The organism is Pseudomonas sp. IT-232MI5 (assembly GCF_949767845.1).
GTDB lineage: Bacteria > Pseudomonadota > Gammaproteobacteria > Pseudomonadales > Pseudomonadaceae > Aquipseudomonas.
The window spans coordinates 383,675-403,511 of the sequence record NZ_CATKQE010000022.1 but is presented as its reverse complement, the minus strand read 5'-3'; the positions used below and the strand labels follow the sequence as shown (position 1 = coordinate 403,511).

The 19,837-nt window shown below is 60.6% G+C and carries 21 protein-coding genes and 1 pseudogene; 15 read left to right on the top strand and 7 right to left on the bottom strand.

The genetic code is table 11. The features are described from left to right. Window positions 1-47: 47 nt before the first annotated feature. The 14 genes and pseudogenes from ACM6JQ_RS15220 to ACM6JQ_RS15155 all read left to right on the top strand — a co-directional run. Window positions 48-1,754: a GspE/PulE family protein gene (locus ACM6JQ_RS15220; RefSeq protein ID WP_414894117.1), complete on the top strand. Its 1,707-nt coding sequence runs from the start codon at window positions 48-50 to the stop codon at window positions 1,752-1,754. After that, entirely contained in the window at window positions 1,735-2,538 is an 804-nt protein-coding gene (locus ACM6JQ_RS15215; RefSeq protein WP_414894116.1) for a hypothetical protein, read from the top strand. Before ACM6JQ_RS15220 ends, ACM6JQ_RS15215 begins: the two co-directional genes overlap by 20 nt. A gap of 1 nt (window position 2,539) precedes the next feature. Beyond that, window positions 2,540-3,085: a PilN domain-containing protein gene (locus ACM6JQ_RS15210; RefSeq protein WP_007919382.1), complete on the top strand. Its 546-nt coding sequence runs from the start codon at window positions 2,540-2,542 to the stop codon at window positions 3,083-3,085. Next, window positions 3,072-3,620, top strand: a complete 549-nt coding sequence (locus tag ACM6JQ_RS15205; RefSeq protein WP_095111640.1) for a GspMb/PilO family protein — start codon at window positions 3,072-3,074, stop codon at window positions 3,618-3,620. The genes ACM6JQ_RS15210 and ACM6JQ_RS15205 overlap by 14 nt, the downstream gene beginning before the upstream one ends. Beyond that, window positions 3,620-4,132 (top strand): hypothetical protein, encoded by a 513-nt coding sequence (locus tag ACM6JQ_RS15200; protein WP_095111639.1) that lies wholly within the window; start codon window positions 3,620-3,622, stop codon window positions 4,130-4,132. The genes ACM6JQ_RS15205 and ACM6JQ_RS15200 overlap by 1 nt, the downstream gene beginning before the upstream one ends. Further along, entirely contained in the window at window positions 4,129-5,976 is a 1,848-nt protein-coding gene (locus tag ACM6JQ_RS15195) for a secretin N-terminal domain-containing protein (protein ID WP_007919391.1), read from the top strand. Before ACM6JQ_RS15200 ends, ACM6JQ_RS15195 begins: the two co-directional genes overlap by 4 nt. A 2-nt stretch (window positions 5,977-5,978) precedes the next feature. After that, window positions 5,979-6,452, top strand: coding sequence for a type II secretion system protein (locus tag ACM6JQ_RS15190; RefSeq protein ID WP_095111638.1), 474 nt, complete (start codon window positions 5,979-5,981; stop codon window positions 6,450-6,452). A 5-nt stretch (window positions 6,453-6,457) separates the two neighbouring features. Further along, window positions 6,458-6,832, top strand: coding sequence for a type II secretion system protein (locus ACM6JQ_RS15185; RefSeq protein WP_007919395.1), 375 nt, complete (start codon window positions 6,458-6,460; stop codon window positions 6,830-6,832). Further along, entirely contained in the window at window positions 6,807-7,346 is a 540-nt protein-coding gene (locus tag ACM6JQ_RS15180; RefSeq protein WP_095111637.1) for a type II secretion system protein, read from the top strand. The genes ACM6JQ_RS15185 and ACM6JQ_RS15180 overlap by 26 nt, the downstream gene beginning before the upstream one ends. Continuing rightward, on the top strand, window positions 7,343-7,735 hold the full coding sequence (gene csgE, locus ACM6JQ_RS15175; RefSeq protein ID WP_095111636.1) for a curli production assembly/transport protein CsgE: 393 nt from the start codon (window positions 7,343-7,345) through the stop codon (window positions 7,733-7,735). The genes ACM6JQ_RS15180 and csgE overlap by 4 nt, the downstream gene beginning before the upstream one ends. Continuing rightward, on the top strand, window positions 7,732-8,163 hold the full coding sequence (locus ACM6JQ_RS15170) for a curli assembly protein CsgF (protein ID WP_007919401.1): 432 nt from the start codon (window positions 7,732-7,734) through the stop codon (window positions 8,161-8,163). Before csgE ends, ACM6JQ_RS15170 begins: the two co-directional genes overlap by 4 nt. Before the next feature lie 29 nt (window positions 8,164-8,192). Continuing rightward, window positions 8,193-9,053, top strand: coding sequence for a CsgG/HfaB family protein (locus ACM6JQ_RS15165; protein WP_095124770.1), 861 nt, complete (start codon window positions 8,193-8,195; stop codon window positions 9,051-9,053). Between the two features lie 905 nt (window positions 9,054-9,958). Then, complete coding sequence (locus tag ACM6JQ_RS15160) at window positions 9,959-10,330, top strand: DUF6124 family protein (RefSeq protein ID WP_414894115.1); 372 nt, start codon at window positions 9,959-9,961, stop codon at window positions 10,328-10,330. A 156-nt stretch (window positions 10,331-10,486) separates the two neighbouring features. Next, window positions 10,487-10,672: pseudogene (locus ACM6JQ_RS15155) on the top strand (antitoxin); the annotation flags it as partial. Window positions 10,673-10,832: 160 nt separating this feature from the next. On the opposite strand, the gene ACM6JQ_RS15150 reads toward ACM6JQ_RS15155, so the two are convergent. The 7 genes from ACM6JQ_RS15150 to ACM6JQ_RS15120 all read right to left on the bottom strand — a co-directional run bounded on the left by ACM6JQ_RS15150 (window position 10,833) and on the right by ACM6JQ_RS15120 (window position 17,821). Further along, window positions 10,833-11,261 (bottom strand): hypothetical protein, encoded by a 429-nt coding sequence (locus ACM6JQ_RS15150; RefSeq protein WP_081265249.1) that lies wholly within the window; start codon window positions 11,259-11,261, stop codon window positions 10,833-10,835. Between the two features lie 144 nt (window positions 11,262-11,405). Further along, complete coding sequence (locus ACM6JQ_RS15145) at window positions 11,406-11,699, bottom strand: type II toxin-antitoxin system RelE/ParE family toxin (protein ID WP_414894114.1); 294 nt, start codon at window positions 11,697-11,699, stop codon at window positions 11,406-11,408. Next, window positions 11,680-11,886 carry an antitoxin gene (locus ACM6JQ_RS15140; protein ID WP_081265247.1) on the bottom strand — a complete coding sequence of 69 codons (207 nt, stop codon included), beginning with the start codon at window positions 11,884-11,886 and terminating at the stop codon, window positions 11,680-11,682. The genes ACM6JQ_RS15145 and ACM6JQ_RS15140 overlap by 20 nt, the downstream gene beginning before the upstream one ends. Before the next feature lie 308 nt (window positions 11,887-12,194). Continuing rightward, complete coding sequence (locus ACM6JQ_RS15135) at window positions 12,195-13,646, bottom strand: curlin (RefSeq protein WP_414894113.1); 1,452 nt, start codon at window positions 13,644-13,646, stop codon at window positions 12,195-12,197. Between the two features lie 26 nt (window positions 13,647-13,672). Then, window positions 13,673-14,137 carry a curlin gene (locus ACM6JQ_RS15130; RefSeq protein WP_007919411.1) on the bottom strand — a complete coding sequence of 155 codons (465 nt, stop codon included), beginning with the start codon at window positions 14,135-14,137 and terminating at the stop codon, window positions 13,673-13,675. Window positions 14,138-14,210: 73 nt separating this feature from the next. Further along, complete coding sequence (locus ACM6JQ_RS15125; protein ID WP_414894112.1) at window positions 14,211-16,439, bottom strand: Ig-like domain-containing protein; 2,229 nt, start codon at window positions 16,437-16,439, stop codon at window positions 14,211-14,213. Between the two features lie 35 nt (window positions 16,440-16,474). Further along, entirely contained in the window at window positions 16,475-17,821 is a 1,347-nt protein-coding gene (locus tag ACM6JQ_RS15120) for a hypothetical protein (RefSeq protein WP_038364907.1), read from the bottom strand. 424 nt (window positions 17,822-18,245) lie between these two features. On the opposite strand from ACM6JQ_RS15120, the gene ACM6JQ_RS15115 reads away from it, so the two are divergent. After that, window positions 18,246-19,694: a sensor histidine kinase gene (locus ACM6JQ_RS15115; protein WP_414894111.1), complete on the top strand. Its 1,449-nt coding sequence runs from the start codon at window positions 18,246-18,248 to the stop codon at window positions 19,692-19,694. The last annotated feature ends 143 nt before the right edge of the window (window positions 19,695-19,837 follow it).

The window sequence follows — 19,837 nt, the reverse complement described above, 5'->3', positions numbered from 1 at the left end:
GGTTTGCCGCGCCGACAGGGCACTGAGCCCCGGTTGGAGAGCAAGCCATGGAACGTCTGTCCGTTGTCGTCGAACCTCTGCTGGCGCCGAGCGCGCCGGAACGCTTTTCCAGTGAACAGCTTGCCCAGGCCCGGGCGCGGGCCGCCACCTCCGGCGAACGCGTGCTTGAAGCCCTTGGCGTACTCTGTGAACTGGCGCCGATGCCGTTCATTCACACCCTCGGCGCCACCCTGCATTACCCGGTGCTCGACACCGACAGCCTGTTTGCGGCGACGCCGGTGTTCGACCGCGTCACCCTCGCACAATGCCTGAAACGTGAATTCATCCTGCTGCGCCACAACGACGAAGTCATCGGCGTATTTGCCGACCCCTTCGACCCGGCGCGGCTGGCCTGGATCGATGACTGCCTGCACGGAGCGCCGCTGCATCTGGTGCACGCCGATGACCTCAAGGCCTATCTGGCCCGTCACGAAGAAAGCTTCCACGCCGTCGAATCGCTGAACGCCCAAGGCGATACCCACCACGAAATCGACACCCTGCAAAGCCTGTCGCTGACCAGCATCAGCGAAGATGCCAGCAGCGTGGTGAAACTGGTCAACTCGACCCTCTACGACGCGCTGAAAATGCATGCCAGCGACATCCACCTCGGCACCACCGGCCACGGTCTGGTGATCAAGTACCGCATCGACGGCGTGCTCAACAACATCAGCAAAGTCCAGGGCAACGAGTTCGCCGAGCAGGTGATTTCGCGGGTCAAGGTCATGGCTGAACTGGACATCGGCGAAAAACGCGTGCCGCAGGACGGTCGTTTCAAGATCGGCATCAGTGGCCGTCAGATTGACTTCCGTGTGTCGATCATGCCGAGCATTTTTGGCGAAGACGCGGTGCTGCGTGTCCTCGACAAACAGGATCTGGCTGACAAGGTCTGCGGCGTGCAATTGCAGGCGCTGGGCTTTGAAGACGAAACCCTGCGTCAGTTGCGCCGGCTCGCCGCCGAACCCTACGGGATGGTCCTTGTGACCGGCCCGACCGGCAGCGGCAAGACCACCACGCTGTACGCGATGATCACCGAGATCAACCACGGCGTGGACAAGATCATCACCATCGAAGACCCGGTCGAATATCAACTGCCGGGGGTGCTGCAGATCCCGGTCAACGAGAAAAAAGGCCTGACCTTCGCCCGGGGTTTGCGCTCGATCCTGCGCCACGACCCGGACAAGATCATGGTCGGCGAAATCCGTGACCCGGACACCGCGCAGATCGCCGTGCAATCGGCGCTCACTGGCCACCTGGTGTTCACCACCATCCACGCCAACAACGTTTTCGACGTGATCGGCCGCTTCACCCAAATGGAAATCGACCCGTACAGCCTGGTCTCGGCGCTCAATGCGATTCTCGCCCAGCGCCTGATTCGGCTGGTGTGCAGCAGTTGCAGCGCACCGGTCAATCCGAGTGATGAAGAGCTGCGCGCCTCGGGCCTCGATCCGCAGAAAGTCGATCACTACCACTTCGTCCACGGCAAAGGCTGCGGCCACTGCCGGGGCAGCGGCTATCGCGGGCGCACGGCGATTGCCGAGCTGCTGCACCTCGATGACGAACTGCGCCAGATGATCGTCGAGCGCCAACCGATCAAACAAATCAAAGCCCTGGCCTGTGCCCGTGGTTTGCGCCTGCTGCGCGAATCGGCGCTGGAGTTGGTGGAACAAGGTCGCACCACGCTGGAGGAGATCAATCGTGTCACATTTATCTCGTGAGCGTTTTGTCGCCGTGCTCGGCGCCAGCGGTGTTGGCCTCGGTCAGCGGCGCGGTAGCGACACCCTGTGGCTGGGCAGCGTCGGCTACATCGACGAAGGCTTCCAGAGCTACGCGGTGGCGCTGGACACCCTCGATCGCCTGCTCGGTGAACACGCCCGCGCGGGTGCCGAATTGAACGTGGTCATCTCCGGCCATTTCAGCCGCTTCTGCCTGGTGCCGTGGAGCGCGCAAATCAGCAGTCCTGAAGAGCTGCGCGGCTTTGCCCAACTGTGTTTCGAAGACTTGTTTGGCGCGCCGACTCAGCCGTGGAGTCTGGTGTTGTCTGCTGAGCCTGCCGGTTACGACCGCATCGCCAGCGCCTTGCCGCAGGACTTGCTCGAACGCCTGCGCACGCTGGTCAGTGGTCGTGGTTTGCGTTTGCGCTCGGTGCAGCCGTACCTGATGGCGGCGTTCAATCGCTTCGACAAAAGCCTCGATGCCGGCGACTTCCTCTTTGTCGTCGCCGAGCCGCAACGCAGTGTGTTGTTGCTGGCGAGGGAAGGGCGCTGGGCTGGCGTGCGTTCGGTGGGCGGCAGCGACAGCGACGCGGCGTTGAATGCCCTGATCGGTCGCGAACGGCAGCTGCAAGCCTCGACCAGCGAACGCGCCTTCAACGTTTATCTGCATGCACCGGCGCGCCTCGATGCGCATCCGGACGTGGCGGGCGTGCAACTGCGCACCCTTGAAGACGACTCGATGACCGTGCGTGACGGCTTGTACGTCATGTCCCGGGCGGTGGCCTGACATGCGCGCCCTTAACCTCGATTTTCAGCCACGGCCACGTTCCGGCCCATTGGGTTGGAGTTTGCTCGGTGGCGGTGTGCTGCTGGCGCTGCTGTGCTTCGGCGTGCAACAGCACCTCGGCGCGCACACCGAACAGCAACAAGGCCACCTGCAAACCACCCAGCGTCAGCTCACCGGCGACAGCGGCGCAAAGTCCACCCTGAGCCCGGCGGAAACCCGCGAGCAAGCGGCAAACCTCGCCGAAATGCGCAAGGTCTCGCAGCAACTGCGCCGGCCGTGGGAACGCCTGTTCGCCATGCTCGAAGCGATGCCGCGCGATGACGTCGCACTGCTGAGCCTGACCCCGGATGCCCGTAAAGGTCAGGTACGCATCAGCGCCGAAGCGCGAGATCTGCAAGCGATGCTCGACTTCCACAAACGTCTGGAAGCCAGCGACGAGCTGTCGGACGTGTCGCTGCTCAGCCACGAAATCGTCGTCAAATCGCCGGAACAACCGGTGCAATTCAACCTGTCGGCGACTTGGGAGATTGGCGATGCGAATCCCTAGACTGATCGTCCACGAATACCTGCAAGGTCTCGGTGTTCCGGGCCTCGCCGGGCTGGCGCTGCTGCTGATCGCCGTGGCTTGGGCACTCGGTGGTTTGCTGCCGGGTTGGCAATCATTGCAGCACCTGAGCCTGCAGACTCAGGAAGCCACCGCGTACTTGGCCAAGGTTGAAGACGGCAGCATCGCGCCACCGGTGGTGCCACAGCGTCAGCTCGACGACTTCCGCAACAAACTGCCGGCGCAGCCGCAAGCCACCGTCGCCATCGATCGCATCTACGCCCTTGCAGCCCAGGAGCACATCACCCTGGCGCGCGGTGAATATGCCCTCGGCGTCGACCCGAAAACCCATCTGGCGCGCTATCAGATTCTCCTGCCAGTGCGCGGTAGCTACCCGCAACTGCGCCGCTTTCTGCATGCCTTGCTCGGCCAATTGCCGGCGGTGGTGGTGGAAGACCTCGAGTTGCAACGCAAAAAGATTGGCGACACCGACCTCAACGGCCGGATCCGTATGACCCTTTACCTGTCGAGGTCGTGATGAATACCAAGCGCGTGACAGGTTGGTTGGCATTCTTCGGCGTAGCGGCCGCGCTGGCGTGGTTGCCGGAATATTTCTCGCCAAGCGAAGACGCCGATTCCAACGAAGTGGCCGTCGCTACGCCGGGGAAAACCCGTGGCGCGCTGCCGGCCAGCACCGCCAAGGCCAAAGACGCCCCGATCAAGGATTTGAGCCCGGCCGGCGACCTGTTTGCCGCCAAATCCTGGAAGGCCGCGCCGACTCTGGCCACGGTCACCGAAATTGCCATCAATCCAGCAACAGTGGTGCAAGCCCCGAGCCTGCCACCGGTGCCGTTTCAGTTCGTCGGCAGGCTGCATGACCGCAGCGACCTGCAAGTGTTTTTGCAGAACGGCGAAAAGATCTACGTCGTGCGCAATGGGGATGTGATCGACGACACCTGGAAGATCACCGGCATTTCCGATCTGGAACTGAGTCTGGTCTACCTGCCCTTGCATTTGTCGCAGACCCTGTCTGTGGGGAGTACGCAATGAACCGTTCCCGTTTGCTGATGAGCCTGGGCCTGTGTGCCGGGCTGGCCGCGTGCAGTTCTGCACAAGTGGCCAACAAGGAAGCCGCCGACCTGATTGAACAGGGTCAGTACGAAGCGGGGCTGGCCCGTGTCGAGGAAGGTCTGCGCGAAAACCCACGGGACACCGAGCTGCACTTGCTGCTCAACAGCGGTCGGGCCAAGGCCATCACGGCGTTGCTGACGACCGGCGACACCGACCGTTCGCGCCGCGATTTCGCCTCGGCGCGGGTGGCCTACAACCGCGCGCTGACCATCGAGCCGAACAACCGCCGCGCTCAGGATGCCCTGAAGCAGATGGACTACCTGCGCAGCATGGACGAAAAACTCGAACTGGCCCGTGGCGACCTGCGTCGCGGTGACATCTACGGCGCTGATCGGCAGGTCAAACAGATCCTCGAACTCGACCCCAACAACGAAGGCGCGCTGGCGCTGCAAGGCAACATTCGTCTGGTGCAGAGCCGCAACGTGATTGCTTATCCGCAACTGCGCACCAAGCTTGATCGGCCGGTGACTCTGGAATTTCGCGACGCCAACCTGAAGACCATTTTCGAAGTGCTGTCGCAGGTCGCCGGACTGAACTTCATCTTCGACAAAGACCTGCGCCCGGACATGAAAGCGACGATCTTCGTGCGTGACGTGCGCATCGAAGACGCCGTGACCCTGCTGCTGCAACAGAACCAGTTGCACCAGAAAGTGGTGAACGAAAACACCTTGCTCATCTACCCGGACTCGCCACAGAAAGTGAAGGATTACCAGGAACTGGTGATGCGCACGTTCTACCTGACCAGCATCGACGCCAACACCGCGCTGAACATGGTCAAAACCATGCTCAAGACCCGCGACGTGTTCGTTGATGAGCGCCTCAACACCCTGACCATGCGCGACACCGAAGACGCCGTGCGCATGGCCGAGAAACTGCTGCAGTCGCAAGATCAGTCCAACCCGGAAGTGGTGCTGGAGGTGGAAGTGATGGAAGTCGCCACCCAGCGCATTCTCGACCTAGGTCTGCAATGGCCGAACACCTTCGGCGTGGTCAACAGCGACGGTTCGGCGGTGACTCTGCTTGATCAACTGAAAGGCATCAATTCCAGCCGGATTTCGATCTCGCCGTCGCCGCAAGCCAAGATCAACGCCCAGGACAATGACATCAACACCCTCGCCAGCCCGGTGATTCGTGTGAGCAACCGTGAGCAGGCGCGGATCCACATCGGTCAGCGCGTGCCGATCATCAGCGCGACTTCGGTGCCGTCGACGCAAGGCCCGGTGATCACTGAGAGCGTCACTTATCTGGACGTCGGTCTGAAACTCGAAGTGCAGCCGACCGTGCACCTGAACAACGAAGTGGCGATCAAGATTGCTCTCGAAGTGAGTAACGCCACGCCGCTGGAGCCGACCCGTCAGGGCACGATCCCGGTGCAGGTCGACACCCGCAACGCACAAACCTCACTGCGCCTGCACGACGGCGAAACGCAGATCCTCGCCGGCCTGATGCGCAATGATCACGGCGCCACCGGCAACAAGATTCCGGGCCTCGGCGATATCCCAGGGATTGGCCGGCTGTTCGGCAGCAACAAGGACACCGTCGGCAAATCGGAACTGGTGCTGTCGATCACCCCACGGATCGTGCGCAACCTGCCGTACCAGAGCCCGTCGGACATGGAGTTCTCCACTGGTACCGAAACCAGCATGCACATCCAGGCACCGGATCGTTCGCAGAGTTACGTGATGCCGTCGCCTGCCGCGCAGCCGCGTACCGTCGGTGAGTCGGCCGTGGCCACCACCCGTGTCACCGTCGAGAAGCCTTGATCATGAACGCCTGCCAACGCGGTTTCAGCCTGATCGAAGTCGTGGTGACGCTGGCCCTGATCGGCCTGTTGGCGAGCATGGCCGCGCCGCTGACCGAGACTTTGGTGCGGCGTGGCAAGGAGCAGGAATTACGCAACGCGCTGTACCAGATTCGCGATGGCATCGACGCCTATAAACGCGCGTTCGATGCCGGCTACATCGAGAAGTCGCTGAACAGCAGCGGCTACCCGCCGAACCTGACAGTGCTGGTCGAAGGCGTGCGCGATGTGCGCAGCGCCAAGGGCGCCAAGTTCTACTTTTTACGCCGCATCCCACGCGATCCGCTGGTGCCGGCCAAACGTGATGACGAAGGGGGTTGGGGCGTGCGCGCCTACAACAGTTCGGCTCAGAACCCGCGCGATGGCGAGGACGTGTTCGACGTCTACTCCCACGCCCGGGGCAAGGGCCTCAACGGCATCGCCTACCGCGAGTGGTGAACCTCATGCGCCGGGAAAAAGGTTTTACCTTGCTGGAGCTGATGGTGGTGATGGCGATCATCGCCACGCTGATGACCATCGCGCTGCCGCGCTACTTCAACAGCCTCGAAGCGTCGAAGGAAACCACCTTGCGCCAGAGCCTGTCGGCAATGCGCGAGGCGCTGGATCACTTCTACGGTGACACCGGCCGTTATCCGGATTCCATCGAGCAACTGATCGAACAACGTTACCTGCGCAATGCGCCACTCGATCCGATCACCGAACGCAAAGACCAGTGGGTGCTGATTGCGCCACCGGACGGCGTCGCCGGTGGTGTGGCCGATATCAAGAGCGGTGCTACCGGGAGGGCGCGTGATGGCAGCCAGTATTCCGAGTGGTAACCGTGCGCAGCAGGGTGGCTTCACTTACCTGGGCGTGCTGTTCCTGATCGTGGTGATGGGCATGGGCCTGGCCAGTGCCGGCGAGTTGTGGTCGACCGCTTCGCGTCGTGACCGTGAACGCCAGTTGCTCTGGGTTGGCACTCAGTACGCACAGGCGCTGCGCAGCTACTACCGCAGTTCGCCGGGGCTGGCGCAGTACCCGAAAGAGTTGGCAGACCTGCTTGAAGATCAGCGCTTTCCAGAGGCGAAACATCATCTGCGTCAGCTCTATCCAGACCCGATCGGTCAGGGCGAGTGGGCACTGCAACGCGGTTTCGATGGCCGCATCACCGGCCTCAACAGTCCCTCGACCGAGCTGCCGTTGAAGCAGGCGGACTTCCCGACACAGTGGTCGGATTTCGACGGCATGCAGCGTTATTCAGACTGGCAGTTCGTCGCCGAAAAAGCCTTCCTCGACGGCACCAATGGCCCGGCGAAAGGCCAGTCGAATCTGCCGCAGGCGTTGCAGCCATGACTCGCCACTGGTGGTGCGCGCTGATGCTCACCGTGGCGGCGTGCTGCGCGCAGGCCGGTGAGGAAGACGAAATGATGGGCTTCATCGTCGATGACACGATCTCGCACATCGGCCACGACTTTTACTACTCGTTCAGTGAACGCCTGCGCGACACCAGCCCGATGGATTTCAACCTGGTGGTGCGCGAGCGGCCCGACGCGCGCTGGGGCAGCCTGGTGACCGTGGAATATCAGCAACGCCTGGTTTATCGGCGCTTCCTGCCGCCGAACACCGTGGAACTGAAGGACGAGGCCTACGCGGCCGCCGACTGGGTTCGACGCCAGGTTGTCCAGCGCAAGCTGGAGGCTCTGTTGCAGGACACCACCGACCTTGAGAAGGACGAACTATGAACAGCACAACGTTCTCACGGCGCAGCGGATTGTGGATCTCGGGGTTGTTGATCGGGCTCGCCAGCGCTGCCGCTGTCCAGGCCACTGAACTGGTCTACACGCCGGTCAATCCGTCGTTCGGCGGCAATCCGCTGAACGGTACCTGGTTGCTCAACAACGCTCAGGCGCAAAACGATCACGACGATCCGGACATCCAGAGCCGCTCGGCAGTGGCCGGGACGTCGGCGCTGGAGCGCTTCACCAGTCAATTGCAATCGCGGCTGCTAGGGCAGTTGCTGGACAACATCTCCACCGGCAACACGGGGAGCCTGTCCACCGACTCTTTTATCGTCAACGTCATCGACGACTCCGGGGCACTGAGCATTGAAGTGACCGATCGAGCGACCGGTGAGGTTTCGGAAATTCAGGTGAACGGCCTCAACCCATGACGGGCTGACGGTTCCGGGGAGTGACGGACATGAAAAAGATCATCGCGTTAGGGCTGCTGTTGGCGACATTACAAGGGTGCAGTCTGCGTGAGCCGATGTCGGCCGAGCAGGACACCGAAACTCCGACCCTGACTCCAAGGGCCTCGACTTATTACGACTTGCTAAAGATGCCGCGACCCAAGGGGCGGTTGATGGCGGTGGTGTACGGGTTCCGGGATCAGACCGGGCAGTACAAACCGACGCCGGCGAGTTCGTTTTCCACCAGCGTGACCCAGGGCGCGGCGTCGATGTTGATGGACGCGATGCAGGCCAGTGGCTGGTTTGTGGTGCTGGAGCGGGAAGGGCTGCAGAACCTGTTGACCGAGCGCAAGATTATTCGTGCGTCGCAGAAGAAGCCGAATACGCCGGTGAATATTCAGGGTGAGCTGCCACCGTTGCAGGCGGCGAACATGATGCTTGAGGGTGGGATCATCGCTTATGACACTAACGTGCGTAGCGGTGGGGAAGGGGCGCGGTATCTGGGGATTGATTTGCAGCGTGAGTATCGGGTGGATCAGGTGACTGTGAACTTGCGTGCGGTGGATGTGCGCAGTGGGCAGGTGCTGGCGAATGTGATGACCAGCAAGACGATTTACTCGGTGGCGCGCAGTGCGGGGATTTTCAAGTTTATCGAGTTCAAGAAGTTGCTTGAGGCTGAGGTTGGGTATACGACGAATGAGCCGGCGCAGCTTTGTGTGTTGTCGGCGATTGAGGCGGCGGTGGGGCATATGGTGGCGCAGGGGATTGAGCGGCGGTTGTGGCAGGTGGCGGGGGACGCTTCTGTGCCTTCGCAGGATGATGTTTTGAATCGGTATTTGAGCCAGAACAAGGTGGATCCGGAAGCGGAGTGAACGTGGCGGCCTTCGGGCCGACCAGGTTCTGGTTGGGCGGGTGCATATCCGTTGCTGCGGTAACGGCTGCTTAGGGTTCCGCCCTTACGGCGGGTCACCTTTTCCAAACGCCGAAAAGGTAACCGAAAAGGCTTGCTCCTGCGTGCGGCCCGCTCGCTAAAGCTCGGGGTTCCTTCGCTCCGGGATCGATCCGGGCGCAGCGCCTACGGTTTGCTTCGCTGCACCTCCTCTCGATGCATTTGGCTGCGCCAAACGGTCGCTGCGCTCCCACCCCCGGATCAATCCCTCCACTCAGCCTTCCGACGTCGCCCGTGGATCAAGATCAAAAGCAGGCGAGCTGACACTCGGCCTATTGAGTGGTGAGGAGCACAGCGTGGTCGGCTTTGGATTTGTGGTGGATTCCGCCCCTCATCGGAACGCCGCCCGCCCAGCCCTCTCCCGAGGGAGAGGGAGCCGATTTTTGGGCCTTTCAAAATCTGAGTTCAACGGGGTATCGCACGTCGGCGTACATTTCCCAAACACCACGGTCAGTCCCCTCTCCCTCCGGGAGAGGGCTAGGGTGAGGGCTGCGATCTGAAGTGTGTTTAAAGAAGTGTCTGAATCAGCGGAACCTTCCCACAAGGTTTTCAGGTTGTCCGTCGGACGTCCGGTCTCTAGCCTGTGTTCGTCGCTGCCAATTCAGCGACCGGGCATGGAAACCCGAAGACACGAGAGAGCAGATACGCCTTTCATAACGTATGCTTGCGCACTTTCATTGTGTGCACTCTGTTATGGCGGTTGTGCGCGGGAGACATTCGTGTCTGCCGGGTTGCTCTCTCCCGGATTTCCAGCCTGCGTACAGCTGCCACCCATTTTTCCTGGAAGTCGAATGGGCCAGCTGAAACTATCAATGAGAGAGAATTACCATGAAAAAACCAACACCCAACCCCCCAGAATCAGACACCAACACCACATCCCCCTACGCCTCAGTCGACAGCAAAAAACTCCACGAAGCCGCCGACCGCGCCCTCGACTTCTACCTCAACCCCACCGCCCACATCATGTCCAGCGCCAACGAGCCGGAATCCATGTACCTCGCCAATCCCAGGTACAACACCGAATCCCTGCTCGCCAACGCCAGCGAAACCCTCGGCTCGGCCAGCGAAATGCTCATCAACTTCGCCGCCTCGCTGGAAACCTCACAGCGCAAAACCGCACTGGGCATCGCTCAAGTCGTCATGCTGGGCGAACTGGCGGTGAATCAAGCGCTGGATCACGTCGAGTTGAAGGATGGCTGATTGATCGTTCCCACGCGCAGCAAAGGAATGCAGCCCTTGACGCTCTGCGTCAAATTCGCGAGTTGGAACGCGGAGCGTCCCGAGAGGCGTTCCCACGCAGAGCGTGGGAACGATCAATAACAGAGATTGCGTTTTTACCCTCGGTCCGGAGGCACCATGGATCCACTGTTTTCCACAACCATTGCAGAGTTCGAAAACGAAGAGCAGGCCGCCAGCTACGACCGCTGGTTCCGTGCCAAAGTCCAGAAATCGCTCGAAGACCCGCGCCCCAGCATTCCGAATGAGCAGGTAATGGCAGATATGAAGGCGTTGATGGCCGAGCTGCGGATCAAACATGAGGCTCGTGAGGCTTTGCGCGAAGAAGCCCCGACGCCCCACATTGATCGTTCTCACGCTCTGCACGGAAACGATCAAAACCCGAGACCTCGATCACGTAGAACTGCACGCTTAAGCGCCCTTGCCGCACGCTGGAACTCTTTTTACAGAAAATGACTGCAGGTTCTTAGAAAGAAACGCAGGTTCCAAAGTAAACCTCGTCATTGATCATGTAATTGAATGGCTTTTTTTCACCATCCACAAACTCCATTACATTCAGGGCAGTGACGAGTGTCCCAGGAAATTTTTGAGAGGCTGTAATTGCAGAGACAACCTTGAAGGAGTTTTCAGAGCTTCCGGGATCGATAACCTTTGGTTTTGAGTTCAATGAGTTTTTCAGGGTGCCGATGGTTACTCCTGAGGCTCGATCAACAGTGAATTGTCGACCTACGAAGACTTTGTTGAGTAGTTCGTAAGTAGATCCGACATCACCTGTGGCCTGCGAAACCCGCTCTATCGTGCAGATATAATCATCCGTATCAGTTCCGGCGTTAGCGTTGCTGCTCAGTGAAAATAGGAGCAATGGACAGAGTAGGGTGAGTAGAGGCGCTCTCATCTTTGCTCCTTAATATTTGGTTTGACGAGAATAGATCACCCAACCATTCCCCGTTTCCTTTTGAAAAGTAGCTGCACAACATTATCTGTTCCCAATAAAAAACCGCGCTCCTGAAGGCAGCGCGGTTTTTTGTTGATGAATGACTTAGAAAGAATCGCGTCTCGGATACTCCTGACGCGCATGCAGAACGTTCACGATTTCGATCCGATCTGTCACTCGATAAATGATCAGATAGCTGGAATTTACGACGATCTCCCGAGTGCCGGTGATCCGGCCTGATCGATAGAGATAGGGATGATCAGGAAGATAAGCTATGGCCTTTCCAACTGCCTTGAAGATCTCCTTGGCTGCTCCAACATTCCTTTCGACTATGTATTCGAGCACTGTTACCAGCTTCGCCCGCGCTTCGGGCCTCCACTCAATCGGCCTCGAAACCATTGTCTTTTGCCTTGATCAAGGCATGTATCTCGGCCATTACGTGTTCATGCGAAAGATTCGGGCGCGGATCATCGAGAGACGCTTGTACTTCCGCCCTGAACCAGCGGTCATAGCTCGCAGCCTGTTCTTCAGGATCAAGATCCGAGACGACTGGGCACAGCGGGTCAATCATCTTCGGGTCGATCATGGCACCTCCGGGATCAATGCCTGGAAGTCTATTCGGTAAGGGGAATGTTGTCGTGGTTGTCTGGATGAGTTGCACGTCGGTCGAGCTCCGTAGGGTTCAGGTTGTCCCAAAAAATCCTAGTCCTTGCACTTCCGACGGCCAACCGCCAGACGTGGTAGGAAAACGTGCAGCTTTTCCAGAAATCATTCCTTTTTCTGTAGGACGTGCCGGGTCTGAAGCTTTAAAGAGCGCGTGTCGTTGATCGGTCCTACGGAAAAAAAACCGCGACCCCCCTCACCAGAGAATCGCGGCCCATCAACACCCAACCCCTACTGCTGCAAAACCGTCGCCTGGTTAGCCGACCCGAACTGCTGAATATTCGCCGTCTGCGTGACCCCGCTCTGATCGACATTGGCAATGTTCCCCGTGCCGCCCTGGGTCACATACGCCACGTTCATCGTATCCGCTTGTTTCACGGTGATCATGTTGTCACTGCCATACAGCTGCGCGGTATACGCCTGGTTGCCAGTCCCGGATTGATCGAACTCAGCACTGTTGCCGGTGCCATTCGAAGAACCCTGAATCAGGTTGGTCGTCCCGCGTTGATCCGATATCAAAATGTTGTCGCTACCATTCTGATCAAAGTACAGCTCGTTATACGACTCAGCCTGACTGACCGTGGTCTTGTTGCCCGTGCCAGTCTGATGCGTGGTCATGACCTGCCCGACGCCATCCTGAGTGAAGCTGGCGATGTTGCCATTCCCCGCCTGAGTCACAGTCGCACGCTGGCCGCTGCCGAACTGGCCGCCGGATTGCGGGCCTTTCCAGTTGCTGGCGTAGACCTTGTTGTCGTTGCCCACGGAGGTGGCGTTGAGCACGTGGCTGTCGCCGTTCTGGTAGGTGAAGTGCACGTTGCCGTTACCGACCTGATACAGCGCCAGTGTCGAGTTGACCGATTCGAACTGGTCGGCGTAGATCGCGTTGGTGTTGCCGACCTGGGTGACGGCGGCGGTGTTGTTTTCGCCGAAGCTTTGATCGACCACGGTTTCGTTGCTGTCACCGTACTGGTTGACGGTGGCCTGGCTGGCCAGTTGCGCGTCCTGCCAGATTTCAGTGCCGTTGAGGTTGCCGAACTGGTTGATGGTGATGTTGCCGCCAGTGCCATTGCGCTGGTCGCCGTAGGCGTAGTTGCCTTCGCCGGCCTGGTTGATGCCGATCTGGCCGCCGTTGTGCAGCACTTGTTCGGCGGTGCCGTAGTTGGCCGTGCCGTATTGGGTAATCACTGAACTGTTGCCGCTGCCTTCATAGAGTTGTTCGATGTTGGCTTCGTTACTGTCGCCGAACTGGAAGGTTTTGCCTTCGCTGCCGTTCTGCGAATCCTGATAGATGAACGAGAAGTTGCCGGTGCCTTGCTGCTGTTGCAGCGCGTTGTTCGGTGCGCCGAAGCCAAGCGACTGGCTGGCGTGGGCGGTGTTGAAGGCGCCGATTTGTTGCTGGGTGATGGTGGCGTTGTCTTCGTAAAGCTGTTCGGCGTAACCGGCGTTGTAGTCGCCGACCGCGTCCTGGATGATCACGCTGCTGGCGTGGTCTTGCACGGCGGCGGCGTCGTTGCCCTGGCCCAGTTGGGTCTGGGTGGCGGTGCTGAATGGAGCTTGGGTCTGTTTCACATCCGCGATGTTGGCGGTACCGACCTGGCTCTGGTTGGACAGGCTGTCGTCGGCCATGGCCTGGGCACTGATCATGACCAGGATGGCGGCGGTGAGGGGCGTCAGTTTGAACATGATGAACTCTCCGATGATTGCAGTGCTTAGCGATATTGCTTGACCGAAACGCTCATGCCGTTGCCCGACTGGGTCACGGCGCTTTGCAGCCCCGCGCCGGCCTGCTCGATGCTGGCGTCGTTGTTGTTGCCGTTTTGCGAAATCTGCGCGCGGTTGTGGCTGCCGTTCTGAGTGATCGAGGCGGCGTTGCCGGAACCGTTCTGGTTGATCAGCGCCATCAGGTCGCTGCCCTGTTGCAGGATGTACGCCTCCTGATTGCTGCCCGACTGCACGATCTGCCCGAGCAGCGACTGACCGTTCTGTTGCAGCAGGGCGACGTTGGCCTGGCCGAGCTGGTCGATCAGGGCTTGCTGACCCACGGGTGGGGGCAGTTCGCCGAGGTCGCTGCTGGTCGCAACCAGGTCGTCGTTTTCCATCAGGTCGTCGGCGCGCACGCCTGCACTGCTGCACAGCAGGAGCAGGCAAAGCAGGGCGGCGGTCGACGTGTTCATGGTGAAAATCCTGTGTGGCGTTATCCGGTTGCGAAGCACGCCCCAGCCACCCGCAAGTGGCTGGGGCGCAGGCCTAGAGCGTGGTCACCGAGACCGTGCGCACGGTGCCCTGGGACGAGCGGATCGTCGCGGTCGGGTTGGCCGATGGCACCACCAGCGTGTTGTTCAGCGTCAGCCGCCAGCGTCCGGTCAACGGCACCGTGGTGGTGCCAAGGGTGACCAGCCCGGAAGGGGTGGTGACCTGCACGGTGATGGTGTTGCCGGTGGTCACTGACGAGGTGCCGGTGAAGTCCCAGTTGAAGCGTCCGCCAGAGCGTGCCTGCACCGTTGAAGCGGTGACGGCGAACGTTTCCGCTGCTGGCCGTGGCGACACTTGCACCGTGACTGTGGCCGGCGTCGACAGGGCACCGAAGGCGTCCCGGGCGATGTAGGTGAAGGTCGTGGTGAACGCCGTGGTCACGGTGGCCGGTGGGGTGTAGGTGATCACCGTGCCGTTGCTGCTAACCGTGCCTCGGCCGGCGGCCGGTTGGGTCAGGCTGTTGACGGCCAGTGGCACGTTACCTTCCGGATCGGTGTCGTTAGCCAGCACGTTGATCGGGATTGCCACACCGAGCGTGGCGACAGCGTCCGCGACGGCGGTCGGTGCCTGGTTTGGCGCGACGGTAATCGTCACGGTTGCCGGGTTGGCCGAGGCCAGGCCTTTGGCGTCCTGCGCTTTGTAGGTGAAGGTCGTGGTCAGTGGCGCGTTGACTACCGCTGGCGGCGTGTAGACCACCGATGTGGTGCCATTGAGCGCGACAGTGCCTTGGCCGGCGGCCGGTTGAGTCAACGCGGTGATGCCCAGCGGATTGTCACCATCAGGATCGCTGTCGTTGGTCAACAGACTGAGGGTGATCGGCACGCCGAAGCTGGTGCTGCCGCTGTCGGCGTTGGTGATTGGCGCCTGGTTTTCACCGGTGTCTGGCGCGCTGCCGACCACGACGACTGCCTCGGTGTCTCCACCGCCAGCGGCAGATTTCACTGTCACGGTGGCCGGTGGCTGGGTCAGGTCGGCGACGGTGATGCGCTGCAGGGTGCCGGTTTTCGACAGACGCCCGTAGCCCTGGGCAACCATGTCGGGGATCGCCACTTCATCGCTTGAGGTGGCCTCGATCAGCAGGCTGTGGTTGGCCCAGTTGTAGCGCGCGGTCTGCACTTTCACCACGTCGGTGAGCTTGGCTGATACGGCCGTCGGACGCGTGGTGCCGGCGGGGTTGGTGGCGGTCACGACGACTACCGGAGGTACCGCGCCAGTGCCCAAGCGGTGGCCGAAGAACAGACCATTGTTGTCGCCCAACAGACTGGTCTGGCACGGCGTCTGCGGTGGGCCAGGCAGCAGCGCCACGGTTTCACGGAAGCACAGGGTCGAGCTGTTACTGGCCTTGGCAAACACTTCGGCACGCACGCCAGCGGCGGTGCGGCGATAGGTGGCGCGGTCGATTTCAACCTGGGTTTGCTGACGGTTGTCGAGCACTTTGCCGGACAGGCTGAACACGTTCGACTGGATCGTTCCGGCAGGCCCGGTGATGCGCAGGAAGTTGGTGTTGAACGGGCTGCCGGTCACCGCTTCGTTGAGGTTCGGGTCACCGACGAAAGTTTCCGTGGCGCCGGTGTCGGGGTTCACTTCGGTGTACGGGCCGTTGACGCTGCGCAAAAACGGTCCGATGGCGCCATTGACGGCACCGGTGAAATTGCCCGGCGCGCCGATGCCGATGTCGCGGGTGATATTGATCGCGCGGCGCCCGGGTGCGGTGACATTGACCGTCTCGACGCCATACGGGTGCGTGATGGTGTAGGTGCCGGCAACGGGTACGTTTACCCGGATGCGAATCCGCGCAAAGCTTTGCTGATCACCGTCCGCCGGATTTTCCGAGGCGAATGCCGCTTCGATCCCGGCGACATAAGCGTCCACACCATAACCGGCAGCGTTGTCGGCAATCGTGGTTTCGGCCAGGAACCAGAAGGCTTCCGGCGGCCAGTTGTCTGGGAAAATCATCGGCTGGGCATCGTCGTAGATGCCTGGCTCGGCCAAGAGAATGCACATGTAGGCCGGCGGTGTGGTCGCGGCAACGCGCGAACTGGCGGCGCGCGACTGGCACAGTTCCATCGACAGCAGATTGTTGTCCTGATACCACATCGGGAATTTCCCGGTGGCGAAGGTGTAAGGGCCGGGGTCGACGGCGGCGAGTTGCGCATAGGCACTGCCGGTCAGCGAGAGAGCGAGCCCGAGCGCGTTTAGCGCAAAGCGTGGCCACTTGTTCATGATGCCTCCTGATGCGGATCTGGGCATGTGAGCGTTCATTGCACGATGACCACTTCTTCGGTATCGCTGCCGCCGTTGGACGACGTCACCCGAACCTTGGCCGGCGGTATCGGCGAGATCCCGGTGGCCAGGGTTTTCACCGCGCCGTCGCCACCGAGCGCGCCGATGGCGGCGCCGCTGCCGGAGGTGGCGGTGAGTACCGGCGGCGAGGTTTCGTCACTGGTCGAGGCGACCACGGTCAGTTGTCCGGAGCTCAGGCTGTATTGCGCGCTCTGGATTACCACCAGGTCGGTCAGGGTCATGGGCAGAGTGGTCGGCGTGCTGCTGGCGATGGCCAGGTGGTTGTCGGCGGTCACTTGCAAGGTGGTTGGCAAGGTCGGGTTGACCGAGGACTGTGCGTACCAGCTGCCGGTGCTGTTGGCTTCGGTCATGTTCAGCACCGGGGTGCTGCTGGTAACGGCGACGGTGCCCGGCGCTGGCGGCGCGAGGACGAACACATCCTGCTGGGCGACCGGCGCACTGGTTCCCGCAGTACGCGAGTAAGTGCTGCGCTGGGTGATCATTGGTGTAGGCCGGACCACCGTCGACAACTTGCCCGAAACGGCGAACACGTTCGTCCGCAGATCGAGGCCGTTAGGGCCTTCGATGCGTACGTAGTTAGTGTTGAACGGGCTGCCGGTGACTGCCTCGTTGAGGTTCGGGTCGCCGACGAATTGTTCGGCGGCACCGGTCAGCGGGTTGGTCTCGGTGTAGGGACCGTTGACGCTGCGCAGGAACGGTCCGATGTCACCCTTGAGCGCGCCGTCATAGGTTTTCGGCGTGCCGATACCAATGTCGCGAGTCATGTTGATCGCGCGCCGCCCGGGGGTGTCGATGTTGAACACGTCGACCCCATACGGGTGGGTGATGACATAGGTGCCGGCGGTCGGTACATCGACGCGAATACGGATACGGGCGAAGCTGACTTGATCGCCTTCAACCGGTTCCTCGGCAGCGAACGCGGCTTCGATGGCGCTGACGTAGCCCAGATCAATTCCCCGTGCGGCGTCGACGAGGGCCGTTTCGCCGGTGAACCAGAACGCTTCGTCGGGAAAGTTTGTCGGGAAGACAATCGGTTGCGCGTCATCGAACACGCCGGGGGTTGGCAGCAGCGAGCACATGTACGACGGCGCGCCGGGGGCGCTGGGTACTCGGGAGCTGAGCGCTTTGGACAGGCACAGATCCAGGGTGCGACCGTGTGAGTCCTGATACCAACTGGCGAAACCGCCGTTGGCCGGCGTGTACGGACCCGGATCAACAGCAAACAAAGCGGCCTGGGCGATGCCCTGGGCCAATGCGCTCACGACTAGGACAGTCGCGGTTTTGGACAGTAAAGGGTGCATGAGTTAATCCCTCTATCAAAGTACCTGCCCCTTGGGGATGGGTCAGTTGCACAGGGCCTGTACACCTTCCATGCCAAGGTGTAGTGGATGGGCGGGAGAGGGCCGGGGTAGAGGGCTTGACGCGCAGAAGGGTCAGGTTTTTGGCCAGCGGGAAAAGGGCGTCATTCCCCAGAATCGGGGACGGTGGGGATGCTCTTAGTGGCCCGTCGTACGCAGAACCCCTGTAGGAGCTGCCGCAGGCTGCGATCTTTTGATCTTGATTCACAAAAGCAGGATCAAAAGATCGCAGCCTCGTTTCACTCGACAGCTCCTACAGGGATTTGTGGTGGTTTGAGAGGTGTATATCGGGGCGATATCCCCGCAACCGGGCAAACCCCCACCCGTGGGCTATAACCCTATAGGGATGTATCGGGAAGTCGCCGCCATGAACATGCAGTCGAAATCGCTTCCGGTCGAGGAGGGCAATCTGCGCTTGGGCTCGCGCAAGCAGTCGTTCAACCTGCTGCGCTGGTTTTCGCTGATCAGCATGGCGGTGATCGGTACCGTGGCCATCGCGCTTGGCGCGGTGTCGACGCGGTTCGTGATCGATGAAAGCGTGCAGCGCGATGCCTTGCTCACCGCCCAGTTCATACAGGCCATCGCTTCGGCCGAGGTACGTCACGTTTCCATTCCCAATATCCGCACGATGGGTGAATTGCTCGACCCACGTCAGGACACGAATTTTCCCGACGTCAGTCCGCAAGCCCGGGCCGATGCAAGGGGCGAGTTTCTCGACCACATCGAACACCTGCCGGACGTGATTCTCGCCAACATCTACGCGCCGGACCGCCAGGTCATCTGGTCAACCAATCCCGCGCTGATCGGTACCAACATTCATGCCGATGAAGACCTCGATCGCGCCTTTAACGAAAAAATCCCCGTTTCTGCCAGTTACCACGATGTCGACAAGGCCCGTGAAGAACAGAAATTCATCACGCCGCCGGACTACATCTTCATCGAGAACTACATCCCGCTGTTCGACGCTGAGGGCAAAAACGTCACGGCGATGGTCGAGATCTACAAGGAGCCCAAGGATCTGATCGCACGCATGGAGCGAGGATTGGTTCTGATCTGGCTGGCGACTGCACTGGGTGGCGGGCTGATTTATCTGGGCCTGTACTGGATCGTACGGCGCGCGGCGATTCTGCTCGCGGCCCAGCAAAAACAACTGATCGCCAACGAAACCTTTGTCGCCTTGGGCGAGATGTCTTCGGCGGTGGCGCACAGTTTGCGCAATCCGCTGGCGACCATCCGTTCCAGCGCCGAACTGGCGCTGGAGTTCGATGCCGGCCCGGCAGAGAAGAACATCAAGGACATCATCGGCCAGGTCGATCGCATGTCGAAGTGGGTGCGCGAGCTGCTGCAGTCACTGCGTCCGCTCAACGATGATCCGGAACCGGTGAATCTGGTGGCAGCGCTGCACGAAAGTCTTGTCGCGTTTGAGCAGCAGATCACCAGAGCCGGCGTGCAGGTGGTGTTTCATCCGCAGCACACGCCCATGGTGCTCAGCCAACCGGTGCAACTGACACAGATCCTCAACAGCCTGCTGGCCAATGCGCTGGAGGCGATGGACAAGGGCGGCACGCTGACCGTCAGCCTGGAACCGAGCGAAGACCGTGGCGTGTGCGTGGTGCTCAGCGACACGGGTAAAGGCATGAACGAAGAGCAACGGACCATGGCGTTCCGGCCGTTTTTCACCACCAAGTCTGGCGGCCTCGGAGTCGGTCTGGTGCTGGTCAAACGCATCATGGAGCGCTTCGGCGGTGGCGTGACCCTCGACAGCCGCGAAGGTGAGGGCACCACCGTTCGTCTGGCCTTTCAACTGGTCCCCTGATTCGTCCATTCCTGCCGAAGCCTGCGATCTATTGACTGATCGTTCCCACGCAGAGCGTGGGAACGATCAGTCAATAGATCGCAGGCTTCGGCAGCTCCTACATGAGGTTTGCATTACCTCAAAAGATTTATGAACTTCCCCCA